Origin of the sequence: Pedobacter caeni (genome assembly GCF_900129215.1) — a bacterium.
GTDB lineage: Bacteria > Bacteroidota > Bacteroidia > Sphingobacteriales > Sphingobacteriaceae > Pedobacter > Pedobacter caeni.
Genome location: NZ_FQUQ01000004.1, coordinates 105,370 through 121,153 on the forward strand (window position 1 = coordinate 105,370; position 15,784 = coordinate 121,153).

Here is a 15,784-nt window from a genome sequence, read left to right on the forward strand (position 1 = left end):
AGGATATTCTTATTTATTTCTTTCCTACTACTACTTTGGTAAAATCAGCAGTATTCAAATATTGATTGGCCAGTTGTTTCAAATCTTCAGCCGTGATCGTTTTTACCGTTTCGATATAGTTATCATAATAGGTATAATCCAAACCTGAGAAATAAGCGTTCTTAAATTTATCAGCATGAGAGAACGCATTCTCCAAACTGCCAAGCATAGAGCCAAGCATATAGTTGCGGACAAGATTTAACTCTTCTGAACTCACTGTTTCTGTTTTCAGCAATTCAATTTCTTTCTCAATTTCTATCAGCGCATCCTTGCAAACGGCAGCACCAACTTCTGTAGCAATAAAGAAATAACCTGCGTCTTTTAAGGAGACGATGGCAGAACCGATTCCGTAAGTATAGCCTTTATCTTCGCGGATATTTGCCATTAACCTGGACCCGAAATAACCGCCCAGCAGGCAATTCATCACCTGAAATCCGGCAAAATCTTTATGTTTTCTGGTGATGGCCAGTGAGCCCATCCGGATGGCAGACTGAATGGCATCAGAGCGCTCCACCAGCAACTCCCCTTTTGTTCCGCCATTGAATTCAAATTTATTGACCTCAGAAATTTCATGGTTGTCCCATTCTTTTCCAAGAAAACTGTTCAGCAGGTCAAATTCTTTTTGTTCGAATTTACCGGCCACAATGACCGTACAGTTTTCAGGTTTATAGGCTGCTTTAAAATAGCTCAGTAAATCTGCCTGTTGTATCGCCTCATAATCCGATGCTTCGATATTGGAACCATAACTGGAATCACCAAAAATGGCATGTGCAAAGTGTTTCCTGGCCAGGAAATCATTCTTTTGCAAGCTTACCTGCAGAGATTGTTTTTGGTTCTGGATAAAAATATCCAGCTCCTGCTGAGGAAAAATACTCTCATTCAGGATCGATCTCAGGATAGGTAATACAGATGCCAGGTGCTTATTTAAGGTATATACCTTTACGCTGGACTGATCCGCGCCATATTCTGTTTGCAGAAAAGCGCCATAATAATCCACTTTCTCCGCAATATCTTTAGCAGTTAATTTTCCTGTTCCGTTATTGATCAGGTGACTTACCGACACCGACTGAAGTGGTTTTAACTGGTCCCAGTTTACATTTTCAAATATAAACTCAATACGTACCAGTTCCTGTTTACCTGCATTGATGGTAAATACAGGAATCCCATTATCCAGTTGTTGCTTTAATGGTTCAATAAAATTTATTTCATCCACCTGTCTTGATTCAGGCGCTAACGTACGATTAAGCATCTTGGGCAGTTAAATAGTATAAAATTGAAGATTGTTCTTTTACAAAGGTCTGTTTGGCAACGTCCAGAATACGTGCTGAAGTCACTTCCTGATATTTGTGAATTTCTGTATTCAGCAAATTGGCATCTCCTAACAATTCATAATAGGCCAGGTTCATCGCTTTATCCAAAAGGCTCATTTCGGCAAATACAATAATCGATTCCGATTTGTTTTTCACCTTGGTCAGCTCATCGGCAGCCACTTCTTCAGTAGCGATGGCATTCAGCTCTTTCCAGATGGCGGCTTCTGCGGCTTCCATCGTTACCCCTTCTACCAGTTTTCCTTCTACAATAAACAAACCTTTATCTATACTTCCGGTAAGGTAAGCATTGATCTCACTAAACAATTGCTGTTCTTTTAACAGGCTGTTGTAAAGTCTGGACGACTGTCCCTGTGAAAGAATATCCGACAGCAGGTCATACACCTGGTAATCTTTACTTCCTCTCTCCGGCATCTGAAAAGCCATATAAATGGCATTCAGAGGAACTTCAGCAGTAACGGTTTCCTGACGCGCTACAGTCTGCTGAGGCTCAACAGGCAAATCTCTGAGGTAACGTTCTCCCGCAGGGATTGGTGCAAACCATTTCTCGGCAAGTGCTTTAACTTCTTCGGTTTTCACATTCCCGCCAACCACCATGATCGCATTCTGAGGATTGTAATGCTTTTGGAAAAATGCTTTTACATCTTCCATTTTAGCATCTTCAATCTGCTTCAGGTCCTGTCCGATGGTTGCCCATCTGTAAGGGTGTTCTTTATAGGCAAGGGGCCTTAGTTTCAACCATACATCGCCATAAGGCTGGTTCAGGTACCTTTGTTTAAACTCTTCACAAACCACATTACGCTGGGTTTCCAGACTTTTCTCAGAAAAGGCAAGGCTCAGCATACGGTCGCTCTCTAACCAGAAAGCGGTTTCGAGATTCGTCGCAGGAAGGGTAATGTAATAATTGGTGATGTCATTGCTCGTAAAAGCATTGTTTTCTCCTCCTACCCTTTGCAGGGGTTCATCGTAACTTGGAATATTTACAGAGCCCCCAAACATGAGGTGCTCAAATAAATGAGCAAAGCCGGTTTTATCTTGTTCTTCGTCTCTTGCACCAACGTCATATAGAATATTCAACACCGCCATAGGTGTTGTATCATCCTCGTGTACCAGGACACGTAATCCATTGGCCAATGTAAAACGGTTAAAATCTACCATATATATAAAATAATTGTTCCAAATATAGGAATAAAGCAAAAGGGAAATGTGATAATAATGTGAAATAAAAAGAAAGGAACTTATGGTATATTTGCAGTATGAATACTGCCGAATTATTGCATAGGGCCTTACATTTCGACTTTCTTACACAGGAAGAAGGCGTTTTTCTGTACCACCATGCATCAACTGCCGAACTGGCTTATGTAGCCAATGAACTGAGGAAAAAACAAGTACCCAGCGGGAAAGTAACCTGGCAGATAGACCGTAATGTAAATACCACTAACGTATGTATTGCCAACTGTAAGTTCTGTAATTTCTTCAGAAGGCCTGGTCATGACGAGAGTTACATTACAGATATCGAGACTTATAAAGTTAAAATAGAAGAGACATTCAGACTGGGCGGCGATCAGTTGCTGCTGCAAGGCGGGCACCATCCTGACCTTGGCTTAAAATTTTATGCCGATCTGTTTAAACAATTAAAAGAATTATATCCTGACCTTAAGCTTCATGCTTTAGGCCCACCGGAAATCGCACACGTAGCGAAGCTGGAAGGCATCTCTCATACGGAAGTACTTAGCGCGTTAAAAGCTGCAGGAATGGATTCCCTTCCGGGGGCAGGTGCAGAAATCCTGAACGACCGGGTAAGGAGATTGATCTCCAAAGGTAAATGCGGTGGAAAAGAATGGCTCGATGTCATGCGTGCAGCGCATCAGCTGGACATCACCACTTCCGCAACAATGATGTTCGGGCATGTAGAAACCATTGAGGAACGTTTTGAACACCTGGTCTGGATCAGGGAAGTTCAAAGTGAAAAACCGGCAGATGCTAAAGGGTTCCTGGCCTTTATTCCATGGCCTTTCCAGGATGATGGTACCCTGTTAAAAAGACTAAGAGGCATCAGCAATAATGTGTCAGGAGACGAGTACATCAGAATGCTTGCACTGAGCAGAATCATGCTGCCTAACGTTAAAAATATTCAGGCCTCCTGGCTTACAGTAGGTAAAAATGTAGCCGAATTGTGTTTACATGCAGGGGCAAACGATTTCGGATCGATCATGATTGAAGAAAACGTAGTTTCTGCTGCTGGTGCTCCACACCGTTTTACGGCTAAAGGAATTCAGGATGCGATCAGGGAAGCAGGTTTTGAGCCTCAGCTTCGTGGTCAGCAATACAATTACCGCGACCTTCCGGAACACCTGGAAGAGCAGGTGATCAATTATTAAAAAAAATAGGGGACAATTGTCCCCTATTCATCTCAAACCATCTCCCTCACTAAGAAATTCCAAATAATTTCACAATATCCAATACCTGCTGGGTAGTTAATGGTTCATCAAATGATTCAGAAGCCGCAGCAGCATTTACGGCCGTTCCATTGATTCCGACAATAGATATCGTAGCCTGAGTGGTGATCTCTTCTCCGGCATATACCGCAGCAGCATTAGGTACTCCACTATCATTGCCACCAGTAATCCATGGCTTAATCGCAAAACCATTCTGGGCACGCATGTAACGGATTTTCGCCGCATGGCGCGCTTCAACAGAATGGATGTTCAGCGCAGCAGTCAATACTCCACCCTGACCAACCAATGCAGGTGCCTGTCCTTTATACGCACGGACACCAGTATCTTCAAGTGCCTGAGCTACGGCCAGAAAAATACCGTAATTACCGGTTGCAAAAGGGTTAGGGAATGCGCCACTTGCCGTCCAGTCGTAACTCGCTCTTGCAGTAACTGCATCCGCTCCGATCACTCCTTTCAGGAAATTCACATGCGAAGTTTCATGTCCGCTGATGATGCCAATCGCTGTTTTATCTGATATTCCCTGTGCTGTTGATGGAAAATCGGCTCCTCCTGAAGCTTTCAGTGCCTGGGTATAAAAAGCCGCTTCAAAATGCTCCAGGGTTAAGGCGAACTGAAGTACGGCCTTTACTGATGCAGGTAACGTACTTTGACCATAAGCTTTGTTAAACATAGAACCCAGGGCCAAAGGAACAGCGGCAAGACTTACTTTTTTACCGATATTAAAGAACTGCTTCATGGCTGTTCTCCGCGGACTAAAGCGTTCATACACTTCTCCATCCACTTTTTCAATTTCTTCTAATATATCTACGATATTCATGTTTTCCAGGTTTAGGCGTTTAAATTGATCACGTTGATTTTTGTTTTCACGAAGCCGGCAGCAATGTTTAATACTTCCATTGGGTTCCGGGATTTATCCAGTCCATTGACCATATCCACCACTTCTACATTAGAGAAAGAGTTTGGAGAAATCAACTCCCTGATATAGGCCGCGTGACGGGCCTCCACGGAAACAATTTTACCGGCAAGGGTTAAATAAACGGTACTTTTCAATAAACTTCCTGCACCATTATAAGCCGAGACGCCTAAATCTTCAAAGGCTTTCGCCGTTCCAAGAACACTGGTCCTGTCCGCAAAATTGATCTTTGAAAAATCTACTTCCAGACCGCCTATAGCTGCTGCCCCAAGGGCATTTTTAAAAAATTCCCTATGGGCAATTTCATGAAACTGAATGTCTTTGAAATAGGCCAGCTCTGCAGCACTGATATTGGCATAAGGTGTGGCTGCTACCTGAATATAAAAGGCCGCTTCCAGCTGTTCCAATGCATAGGCATAATTTAACACGCCAAAATCGTCTTTAAAATCTAAGGTTACGCCGCCTGTAACAGGGGGATCCATGTTGCGGTCTTTTTTACAGCCTGCTGCGATCAACGCAATACCTGCTGCTCCTGCACCTGCATATTGCAGAAAAGAACGGCGCTGTAATCTGGCATTAAAAATACTGCTTTCCTCCTGCAGCATTTCTTTTTCTTCTTGTAAGTTTTTCATAAGTTCATAGTTTTTTTAACGGCTATGAAGCGATCATGATCTTGATCATCAATCGTTGTGCAATCTGTAAGATCATGATGGTTTCATAGTTTTTCGTTTTGGGTTCAAAGCTTATGAAGCTTACCTGCGCAGGATTCAGGTTCATAAAATTTACTGGTTTTATAAAGGCACCTACGAAAGAAAAAGCAGGACGGTTTTCAGGCCCGGGAAGAAATATTCTTAGTTCCCTCAATTTTTTAATAAATTCACCCTATAAAACTGATAAACTGTGCTGAATACAATTATTGTTGATGATGAAGAATTTGCCCGTTCCTCTCTTTATTTCTTATTGCAGGAAAACTGCGCAAACATCCATATTTCCGGGATTGCCAAATCTGTAAATGAAGCAAGGCAACTACTGAGTAACAACCAGATAGACCTGATCTTTCTGGACATTGCCATGCCCGGAGAAAATGGTTTTGAACTCATTCCACATGCTCAGCTCAATAAATCACATGTGATCTTTACCACCGCTTACGATCAGTATGCACTGAGAGCAATTAAAGCAAATGCACTGGATTACCTGCTAAAGCCTATTGATATCGACGAATTGAAACTGGCCGTAGAAAAAGCGGGTAAATATATTGCACTGAATAAAAAGGAACACAACAGGAATGAAAGTCTTCAAAACCTGGCCGTCCACCTGTCTGAAAGAAATGAAATCCGCAAGATCAGCCTGCCCAATGGTCAGGGCTATTCCCTGATCAGTATCGACGATATCATTCACATTGAAGCCGATAGTAATTATTCCATTTTTCACCTGGCCAATAAAGAAACAATCACCGTTTCAAAGGTTTTAAAAGAGTATGAGGAGATCCTTCCTGACCATCAGTTTGTCAGAATTCACAAGTCCAGCATCGTCAACCTGAATTACTTAAAAGAGTACAATTCAAAAAACGGTGTGGAAGTGATCCTGAAGAACGGAGAAAAAATTGCAGTTTCCAGAAGAAGGGCCAGCGATTTTGCAGAAAAGGTTAAATCATATACCCGCTTTGAAAGTGATAAATAAAAACAACATAGGGACCCTAAGGCTTTTCATAATTGGCATTTTAAGCTTCTTTAGCAGCTCAGCTGTTTATTCACAAAGCACCTATCTGCAACATTTCAGCACCAAAAACGGCCTTCCAAGTAATGCCTGTTTTTATACCTTACAGGATAGCAAGGGATACATCTGGGTCGCTACCGATGCAGGGGTAAGCCGCTTTGACGGGAAGATCTTTGAAACATTTTCAATCAATGACGGCCTTCCTGATAACCAGATTCTTCAGGTAAAAGAAGACAAAAGCGGAAAGATCTGGTTTCTGGCACTGAATGGTCAGCTCAGCTATTTTTACAATGGAAAAATCTACAATGAAACCAATAACCATTTGCTGAAACTACTCAAGTTCAATGCCGTGATTGTTTCTTTCTTTCAGGACAGCAAAGGCAGGATCTGGCTGGGAACCAATAAGAATGTGCTCGTGATGTATAGCGGTAAACACATTACAAAATACATTTCAGCAGACCACGACAGACAGTTTATCAATACTTTTATCCATGAGGATGAGACGGGAAAAATCTGGGCGGTCAGCAATACCTCGGTACGGCAACTGGATGGAGACAAGTTCAAAGTTGTTCCGCACAGCAGTCTGCCCATTTCTTATAAAACGGCAGTCAACCTTCCCGACAAAACCCTCGCCTATCTTGATCCTTCTGGTCTGAAGATCAGAAAAGGCAACGAGGAAAAACTACAGGTTAAGCTCAATACGGGCTTGCTGAACAATGACCCTGGTTACTTTCATGTAGACCAGAATAAGGACCTCTGGCTGAGCAATGCTTCCGGGATCTACCATATTGAATCTGATGGAAGTACCAGGCGTTACCTGGACAACATTTCTTCCAGTCAGGTGATCAGGGATGCCAAAGGAAATATGTGGTTTACCACCAGTAACGGGATCTATATGCTGCCTCAGAAGAATGAGCGTTTATATGTCATCAACAAAGCGAACGGACTCAGCAGTGATCTGGTAAAAAGCGTCACAAAGGACCATAAAAACAGGTTATGGCTTGGCCTTGATGAAGCCAATATCAACATCGTTGATCAGCAGGATTACAAGATCAGCAAAATCGCACTGGGAGATAAGAAAAAGTATAACATCATTAAACAGCTTGCCTTCGACACGAGCCATCAGGCCATTTACTTCGCTTCGGATTATGGCCTGGGCAGGATAAATGACATTTACAAAGGGAACAGCAACATTGATTTCCTGCAGGAAACCAGCAGCTCGATGTTTGTCATAAAAAGCTTCAGCATCTCTTCAGGTGGAAGAAAAACCATGGCCCTTGCCCTTTCTTCAGGTGTGGTCATCATCCCCGACAGGATCAGGAAATTTGACTTCAGCTCCCTTACTTTTAAGGAAGGGGAAGACTTTTTTCACAACAGGTCCTACCGCGTCTTCTACGACCAGCAACAGCGCTTATGGTTTTCAAACATCAATGGCCTTTCAGAACTCTATGATGGGAAGTTGTATAATTTCTTCGAAAAACAACCGCTTTTAACAAAGCGGATCAACGACATTCAGGAACTTCCGGACCATACGATTGTTCTGGCAACTGATGGAAACGGATTGCTCTTCATGAAAGAGGGAAGAATCATCAAGGTCATCACACAGGAAGACGGCCTGGCAGACAACATCTGTAAACGCCTGTTTGTAAAAAACAACCAGACCTGGGTGGTTACCAATAATGGAATCAACAGGATTTACTTCGATGGGGAAAATGCAACGGTAGAATCATTTGAATACACCAATGCCTTGCTGACGGATGATGTGAATTGTCTTTATATTGACGATAAGAACGCCTATTTCGCCACAAACAATGGCCTTGTCTATTTTGCCTATAACCAGAGTGAACACAATAAAGAAGCGCCAAAGGTATACATTACCTCGGTTGTAAATAATAAAAATAAGCTGGGTATGAACCACCCGGACCATGTGCTGGACCCTTCGAATAACAGCATTACCTTTTATTATAGTGCCATTGATTTCCAGAACAAGAACATTCTGTACCGCTACCGCTTAAAAGCAGACGCCCCATGGACAGAAACCAAAAGCCGGCGCCTGGAGTTCTCTTCACTGGAGCCTGGAGAATATGTGTTTGAACTGAGCGCCAAATCAAACAACAGCAACTGGAGTGCACCTGCAAAAGTTTCGTTTATACTTGAAGCGCACTTCTGGCAAACCACCTGGTTCCTGATCCTGGTTTTTCTTCTGGCAGGTTTTGCTTTTTATAAGGTGGCGGTGATCGTTACCCGGCGACAAAAAAACAAGGAACAGGAGCAGCTGCTGCTCAAGAACAAAATCCTGATGCTGGAACAACGTGCCTTACAGGCGATGATGAACCCTCACTTTGTCTTCAATGTGATGAATTCCATTCAGCATTATATCAATACCAAGGATACCAACTCTGCCAATAAGATTCTTACTGGTTTTGCCAAGCTCATCAGGAAAAACCTGGAAATCTGTACCCGGAGTTTCATCAGTCTGGAGGAAGAGCTGGATTACCTGGAGTTGTACCTGAGCCTGGAGAAGAAAAGATTTGGTGATAAACTGGTTTATCAGATCCGGGTGAGTTCTGCCATTGATAAGGAAGAAACGATGGTTCCCTCCATGATTTTGCAGCCTTACATCGAAAATGCCATCTGGCATGGCATCATGCCCAAGGAAGAAGGTGGTAAGATTGACATTCTGATTGATCTGCAGGGACCGGATCACCTGATCATTAAAATCATTGATGATGGAGTCGGCATAGACAATTCCCTGAGAGATAAGAAAGGGGAACACCAGAGTAAAGGCATGGACTTAACAAAGGAACGCATCAACTTATTGAATCAGGTTGAAGCGAATCCTATACAGATAAATGTACAACAGACCGGGATTTCAGGCACTTTTGTATCCATTTCTATCCCATTAATGCCCTAAATTACCGTTTACTCAATTATACCTACCACTTACTAATTTTAGATTATTCCTGCTGAAATTTGCATTAAACTTGTTATAGATATTAAAACAAACATAGTTTGTAAAAAGCGTTCTTATAGAATTGATCAAAGATATTTTACCTAACCTAAAACTATATCTCAATTCAGGTTTCATTTGTGTGTTAAAAAATGGTAAAGCCTCAAACTTTACCATTTTTTTTACCTTTTTTTCTGATCTCCTGACCAGTAAAATAAATCTGTTATTTATTTTCAAATAACTCTTCTCTTAAAACTTTTTTATACTAATTTTGATGCACCAAAAATCAAATAAACAGCGTTGTTTATATATTAAAAGATTTTTTGTAATTTTAACGTACCAATAAAAACCTTACCGAATTTATTTTTTTTGTAATGAAAACTCCAAAAAAACCGATTAGCAAAAGCCCAGAAGTTGACCCTGAAATTGACATGGATGATTCGAGTGAAGAAACCAGTAAAAAGAAGTCATATGAAGATGATGATGACGACTTTGACATGCCATTAGATGACCTGGATAATTTCGAAAATTTCAGTGATGACGATGACGACGACTATTAACAAATAGAACATAACGATTTTTTAAGCATCCTTAAAGGATGCTTTTTATTTTAATTCCAGCTTAGCGCATGCAGATTTTAGCAGTATCCGATTCAAAGACAAAAAGAGAATTTTTAAACGTTGCCCGTTTTCTATATAAAGGTGATCCCAATTGGATCTGTCCGCTGGACCCTGAAATTGAGCAAATATTCGACGCGAAGAAAAACCCTTTCTTTAAACACGGTAAATGCACACGCTGGATTTTAAAAGACGATCAGGGAAACACCATCGGCCGGGTGGCTGCTTTTGTCAATGATAAAAAAGCACACCAATATGAACAACCTACCGGCGGTATGGGTTTCTTTGAATGTATCAACGATAAAGCTGCCGCTTTCCTCCTGTTCGATACGGCAAAATCCTGGCTACAGGAACAGGGAATGGAGGCCATGGATGGCCCCATCAATTTCGGGGAGAACGATTCCTTCTGGGGATTACTCGTAGAAGGCTTTACACCCCCTTCTTACGGCATGAATTACAACCATGCATACTATCACAGCTTTTTTAAAGATTATGGATTTGAGACAGCCTATGAGCAAATCACCAATCACCTGGCAGTACGTAAACCTTTCCCGGAACGTTTTACAAAAATCGCCAACTGGGTAGCCAATAAGCCAGGTTATACTTTTGAATACTTTTCAAAGAAAAACTCTTCAAAGTATGTACAGGACCTGATGGAGATCTACAATGATGGATGGCAGGATTTTGAAAACTTCGTGCCCATCAAAAAAGAAACTTTAGAAGAGAGTTTTAAGAAGATGGAGGCCATTATGGACGAGAAGCTGATCTGGTTTGCCTATGTGAACGGTGAACCGGCCTCTTTTGTGGTGATCATTCCCGATGCGAATCAGATGATCAAGGGTTTCCATGGAAAATTAGGCCTGATAGAAAAGCTGACTTTTCTTTACAAGCGCTGGGTTGGAGTGAGCAGGATGCGTGCGATTGTCATGGGCACTAAGAAAGCTTATCAGAAACACGGACTTGAATCTGCACTATTCATTAAACTGAAAGAGTATGTGCTGCCTTTAAACCAGTATGACGAACTGGAGCTTTCCTGGGTTGGAGATTTTAACGATAAAATGCTTTCTATTCACGAAGCAACAGGTGCCACTTTTGGTAAGCGACACCTGACACTACGTAAGGTCTTCTAAAAGCTTATTTTTCTCTGATTTCTTCATAGAGGTCAATCACCTTCTTCTGAAGTTTGATGATCTCTTCTTCTCTCAAAGAAAGTTTATCTTTCAGGCTATTGATTTCTTCAAAATTAAGTGACTGTGGGTTCTCTCCTTCTTTAGAGATGATGTCCATAGTCGATACTGCAAACAGGTTTGCAATTTGTTCTAATCTTGAGATGTTAATATCTGTGATACCAGTTTCGATTTTAGAAAAGGCAGGAATAGAAATATTTAGACGTTTAGCCACTTCCCCTTGGCTCCAGCCATTTTTCTGGCGTAGTTGTCTAATGTTTTTTCCAATGATATTCATGTGATTAATTTAGGTGTATTGTTAACAGTTAGTACTTTAATTTATTTTGTATTCAACTCGCGTGCCAATTTCACCAAATCCAGTCCACCAAAATTCCCGGAGCTCATTAACAATAAGTTAGTACCAACAAAATTCAACCCTAATAAGTAATCTTTAAGCGCATCTGAATTATTAAAAAACTGCAATTCCTTACGCTGAAACGCCATTTGAACCTCAATTTCGCTAAAAGGTTTAATCTTTTTATGTTCAAAAGTTTTTTCATCAATATATACAATTGCCGTATCAGCCTGTATCATCGTGTTCGCATATTGTGCTAAAAAATCTTTATTCAAACTACTAAATGTATGTAACTCTATACACGCTACCAATTTCCTTTCAGTAAATTGAGTTTTCACGGCCTGAATAGTCGCTTGCAGTTTTGACGGGGAATGTGCGAAGTCCTTATAGACATTTGTCTGATCAGTTTTACTCAGCAATTCCAGCCTTTTTGCAGCTCCTGTAAAGGAAGAAATGGCCGCATTAAACTGCTCATCACTTAACTCTAAAGCATTACAAACCAACCTGGCCGCATTGAGGTTCATCAAGTTATGATTTCCAAAGACATTTAAGACCGTGTGATCAGGCAACAGGGAAGTTATACCATCTTTCACCTCATGCTGAGGAATTTCATAACCTATTTTTTCTACATTGGCGGTCGACTTCAGGACCATTTGATTCAATTCTTCATCTTCCCTGCAGTAAATCAGCTGACCACCTGGTTGAATGGTATCGATAAACAGCTCAAACTGGCGCGTATAATCTTCAAAAGTAGGGAACACATTGATGTGGTCCCAAGCGATTCCACTGATCACGCCGATATTTGCCTTATACAAATGGAACTTTGGCCTCCTGTCAATAGGAGAAGCCAGGTATTCATCTCCCTCAATAATGATCAGCGGAGCGGAATCCGTTACCTTTACCATGGTATCAAATCCTGCCAGTTGTGCACCCACCAGGTAATCAAAATCCCTGTTGTAATAATTTAATACGTGCAGGATCATGGAAGTAATGGTCGTTTTGCCATGACTTCCACCAATCACCACGCGAAGTTTATCTTTTGTCTGCTCATAAATATACTCCGGATAAGAGTAAATTTTCAGTCCCAGTTCCTGGGCCTTCAATAACTCCGGATTATCCAGCAAAGCATGCATTCCCAGAATCACCACATCTAAATCAGCCGTAATGCGACTGGCATCCCATCCCATATTTTCAGGCAGGATACCATGCCTGGCAAGCCTGCTTACAGAAGGTTCAAAGATAACGTCATCAGATCCCGTTACCTGATATCCTTTTTTATGTAATGCAATGGCAAGATTGTGCATGGCACTGCCACCGATAGCTATAAAATGTACGCGCATATTTCAATGATAAAAATGAATAAATTATACCGCCGGAGCGGTATTAATCTTTTTTAAAGCGGGCAGCAACCCATTCTCCGATTTTCTTATGATCGACATACCTGATCTGGAATTTCTCACATTCAGCCTTGATCATGTCCAGGTCCGGCGTTTCATAAAAGCCACTGAAAAAGATGCTACCGCCAGGATTCAGTACCGAAGCATATACTTCAATCTGATCCAATAAAATATTCCTGTTGATATTGGCAAGAATGACCTCAAAAGGTCCCGCCGGAATTGTTTCTTTTCCGCCACATGCAGCAGTAATATTGCTGATCTGATTGAGTGCGGAATTCTCTAAAGTACTTTGGTAACACACCTCATCATTGTCTATCGCAACCAATGATGACGCTCCTTTTTTGGAAGCCAGAATAGCCAGAATTCCTGTTCCACAGCCCATATCAAGAACGGTCTTGTCCTGAACATCATCCGACAGGATATACTGCATCATCATCGTAGTGGTCTGATGATGTCCTGTACCGAAAGCCATTTTAGGATCAATCACGATCTCGTAGGGATATTGAGGTTGTGCTTCATGAAAAGTGGCCCTTACATAACACTGATCGTCAATGATCAGGGGCTCAAAATTCTTCTCCCACTCTTCATTCCAGTTTTCCGCAGCAATTTCTGTGATGGTGTAATTGGATTCAAATTCCCCCTCATACCTGGCCAGAACATCGCCAAGGTTTTCCTTCTTATAACTATCGAAATCAATAAATGCGGCAAATCCATTTTCAGTATCTTCAAATGTATTGTAACCGATTTCTGCCAGATCACTGATCAGCAGATCCTGCTGATATGCTTCTATCGCTGTAAAGCTGAATGTTACCTGTATATACTGCATTAAGAATTGAAAGTTTTAACGATGTCTACAAAATCTCTGGATTTCAATGATGCACCACCAATCAGGCCACCATCAATATCCGGCTGAGCAAATAACTCGGCTGCATTTTTCGGGTTGGCACTTCCACCATAAAGGATAGAAGTCGCTTCTGCAATCTCCTGACCATATTTAGCTGCAATTTCTTTACGGATATAGGCATGAACTTCCTGAGCCTGGTCTGATGTTGCCGTTAAGCCTGTACCAATTGCCCATACCGGCTCATAAGCGATGACCAGTTTAGAAAAATCTGCAGCCTCCAGGCCAAAAACACCTTGCTCAAGCTGAGATTTAAGCACCTCAAAATAACTTCCGTTGTTTCTTTCGTCTAAAGTCTCTCCGATACAGAAAATCGGGGTTAATCCGTTTTTCAAAGCAATCGTTGTTTTCTGAGCCAGTAAGGCATCGCTTTCTGCAAAGTACTGACGTCTTTCAGAGTGTCCGATGATCACATATTCGCAACCTACAGATTTGATCATCTTTGCAGAGATCTCTCCCGTAAAAGCACCACTTTCGTTCTGGTGACAATTCTGAGCACCAATCTTAACGGTTTCGCCACCTAGTTTTGCCAAACTGTTTAAATGAATATAAGGCGAGCAGATGATGGCGATCTGATCCCCTTTTTTCTCATCTCTTACCATATTTACAATTTCTGAAAACAAGGATACACCTTCGGCGTAATCCAGGTTCATTTTCCAATTTCCGGCAACAATCTTTTTTCTGGTCATATATTTATTGTTTTAGCGCGCATGAGGCAAATCAGCACCTCAATTCTGCTGGTTTTTCTATTGATTAATGTCTGTAAGCCTGAGTCAGCTCAAAGACTTCTTTTAAAATGTTTCTTTCTATTTCGTCGAATGGTGTTTTTCTCCGCTCAAAGACCTTCTCTGTGGTTTCGAACATCTTATCCAGCTGATAGGTCTCAAAGCCATCTGCACCGCCCCAGCCAAAGTCAGGGATAAAGTTTTTGGGGAATCCGGAACCAAAAACATTGGCACTTACGCCAACTACTGTTCCGGTATTGAACATGGTATTGATGCCGCATTTGGCATGGTCGGCCATGATCATCCCACAAAATTGCAAGCCCGTTTTACGAAGGCCTTCTGTTGCATAATCCCAGAGTTTGACCTCTGCATAATTATTTTTAAGGTTGGAATTATTGGTATCCGCGCCGATATTACACCATTGACCCAATACAGAGTTTCCCAGGTAACCTTCGTGGCCTTTGCCGGAATACCCCCAGATGACGGCATTATTGATCTCTCCACCTACCCTGCTAAAAGGCCCGATGGTGGTTTGTCCGTAGATTTTAGCACCCATCTTTACCTGTGAATCATGACAAAGTGCAAAAGAACCCCTGATGTGTGATCCTTCCCAAACCTGACTGTTCTTTCCAATATAGATTGGTCCGTTCAGGCTATTGAATGTTGAACATTCTGCACCTCCACCTTCTTCAACGAAAATATCGTCCCCAAGCAAAGTATTGGTATGGCTCAACAACTGGGATGTTCTTCCTTTTGTCAGTAAAGCAAAATCTCTCTTCAACTCTCCATCATTGTTCCTGAAGATATCTTCCGGATGATAAATTCTGATCAGCTCCTGCTCATAAGCTACAGGTGCTAAAGTTAAAGCCTGTTCCAATTGCATACCCGCTGATCCGCGATAAGCGATCACCAGGTCCTGTTGTTTCAAAACCTCTCCTTCAGCAAGTTTGTCGATGGCTTCCAGCAATCCGGAATCAGGACATACCGACCCGTTAATAGCCAGGGTAGCAGCCGCTTGAGCCGGATATTTAACCGAAAGATAAGGAGTAGTCAAAAAACCCGCAGTTGCATCCAGGTGCTTCTCCCATTTTTGAGCGATGGTTAAAATTCCTACACGGAGGTCAGCAACCGGTCTGGTAAAAGATAACGGGCGAAGGGATAGCCAGGCATTATCATCAAATAAATTGATTGTCATAAGCTACAAAAATAAAAAAAGTC

At 41.8% G+C, this 15,784-nt stretch carries 15 protein-coding genes; 5 read left to right on the top strand and 10 right to left on the bottom strand.

Annotated features, from left to right (window positions below; translation table 11 throughout):
* Positions 1–13 precede the first annotated feature (13 nt).
* Together BUC20_RS19825 and BUC20_RS19830 are read right to left on the bottom strand one after the other, a co-directional pair.
* Positions 14–1,288: a M16 family metallopeptidase gene (locus BUC20_RS19825; protein WP_073232834.1), complete on the bottom strand. Its 1,275-nt coding sequence runs from the start codon at positions 1,286–1,288 to the stop codon at positions 14–16.
* Positions 1,281–2,525 carry a M16 family metallopeptidase gene (locus BUC20_RS19830; protein WP_073232835.1) on the bottom strand — a complete coding sequence of 415 codons (1,245 nt, stop codon included), beginning with the start codon at positions 2,523–2,525 and terminating at the stop codon, positions 1,281–1,283. The genes BUC20_RS19825 and BUC20_RS19830 overlap by 8 nt, the downstream gene beginning before the upstream one ends.
* Before the next feature lie 98 nt (positions 2,526–2,623).
* Between BUC20_RS19830 and BUC20_RS19835 the strand changes: the two genes are divergently transcribed.
* On the top strand, positions 2,624–3,748 hold the full coding sequence (locus tag BUC20_RS19835; RefSeq protein ID WP_073232836.1) for a CofH family radical SAM protein: 1,125 nt from the start codon (positions 2,624–2,626) through the stop codon (positions 3,746–3,748).
* A gap of 49 nt (positions 3,749–3,797) precedes the next feature.
* Here BUC20_RS19835 and BUC20_RS19840 read toward each other — a convergent pair whose 3' ends face one another.
* Genes BUC20_RS19840 through BUC20_RS34310 form a run of 3 tightly spaced genes read right to left on the bottom strand, consistent with a single transcriptional unit; the run spans position 3,798 to position 5,516 of the window.
* On the bottom strand, positions 3,798–4,643 hold the full coding sequence (locus BUC20_RS19840; RefSeq protein ID WP_073232837.1) for a ferritin-like domain-containing protein: 846 nt from the start codon (positions 4,641–4,643) through the stop codon (positions 3,798–3,800).
* Positions 4,644–4,654: 11 nt separating this feature from the next.
* Positions 4,655–5,371, bottom strand: a complete 717-nt coding sequence (locus BUC20_RS19845; RefSeq protein ID WP_073232838.1) for a ferritin-like domain-containing protein — start codon at positions 5,369–5,371, stop codon at positions 4,655–4,657.
* Positions 5,372–5,393: 22 nt separating this feature from the next.
* The gene (locus BUC20_RS34310) at positions 5,394–5,516 is read right to left on the bottom strand and encodes a hypothetical protein (RefSeq protein WP_262497430.1); all 123 of its coding nucleotides are present in this window, start codon (positions 5,514–5,516) and stop codon (positions 5,394–5,396) included.
* Positions 5,517–5,639: 123 nt separating this feature from the next.
* Between BUC20_RS34310 and BUC20_RS19855 the strand changes: the two genes are divergently transcribed.
* The 4 genes from BUC20_RS19855 (at position 5,640) to BUC20_RS19870 (ending at position 11,152) form a co-directional block, all read left to right on the top strand.
* Positions 5,640–6,419: a LytR/AlgR family response regulator transcription factor gene (locus tag BUC20_RS19855; RefSeq protein WP_073232840.1), complete on the top strand. Its 780-nt coding sequence runs from the start codon at positions 5,640–5,642 to the stop codon at positions 6,417–6,419.
* The gene (locus BUC20_RS19860; protein WP_084529214.1) at positions 6,409–9,369 is read left to right on the top strand and encodes a ligand-binding sensor domain-containing protein; all 2,961 of its coding nucleotides are present in this window, start codon (positions 6,409–6,411) and stop codon (positions 9,367–9,369) included. The genes BUC20_RS19855 and BUC20_RS19860 overlap by 11 nt, the downstream gene beginning before the upstream one ends.
* 467 nt (positions 9,370–9,836) lie before the next feature.
* Positions 9,837–9,965, top strand: a complete 129-nt coding sequence (locus BUC20_RS34315; RefSeq protein ID WP_262497431.1) for a hypothetical protein — start codon at positions 9,837–9,839, stop codon at positions 9,963–9,965.
* A 68-nt stretch (positions 9,966–10,033) separates the two neighbouring features.
* Complete coding sequence (locus tag BUC20_RS19870) at positions 10,034–11,152, top strand: N-acetyltransferase (RefSeq protein WP_073232842.1); 1,119 nt, start codon at positions 10,034–10,036, stop codon at positions 11,150–11,152.
* Between the two features lie 4 nt (positions 11,153–11,156).
* Here BUC20_RS19870 and BUC20_RS19875 read toward each other — a convergent pair whose 3' ends face one another.
* The 5 genes from BUC20_RS19875 to BUC20_RS19895 all read right to left on the bottom strand — a co-directional run bounded on the left by BUC20_RS19875 (position 11,157) and on the right by BUC20_RS19895 (position 15,761).
* Entirely contained in the window at positions 11,157–11,486 is a 330-nt protein-coding gene (locus BUC20_RS19875) for a helix-turn-helix domain-containing protein (protein ID WP_073232843.1), read from the bottom strand.
* A gap of 41 nt (positions 11,487–11,527) precedes the next feature.
* Entirely contained in the window at positions 11,528–12,883 is a 1,356-nt protein-coding gene (locus BUC20_RS19880; RefSeq protein ID WP_073232844.1) for a UDP-N-acetylmuramate--L-alanine ligase, read from the bottom strand.
* A gap of 43 nt (positions 12,884–12,926) precedes the next feature.
* The gene (prmA, locus tag BUC20_RS19885; protein ID WP_073232845.1) at positions 12,927–13,766 is read right to left on the bottom strand and encodes a 50S ribosomal protein L11 methyltransferase; all 840 of its coding nucleotides are present in this window, start codon (positions 13,764–13,766) and stop codon (positions 12,927–12,929) included.
* On the bottom strand, positions 13,766–14,530 hold the full coding sequence (gene tpiA, locus BUC20_RS19890) for a triose-phosphate isomerase (protein WP_073232846.1): 765 nt from the start codon (positions 14,528–14,530) through the stop codon (positions 13,766–13,768). Before tpiA ends, prmA begins: the two co-directional genes overlap by 1 nt.
* Positions 14,531–14,594: 64 nt before the next feature.
* A complete protein-coding gene (locus BUC20_RS19895; protein WP_073232847.1) occupies positions 14,595–15,761 on the bottom strand; it encodes a GlmU family protein in 1,167 nt (388 codons plus the stop codon).
* Positions 15,762–15,784 lie beyond the last annotated feature (23 nt).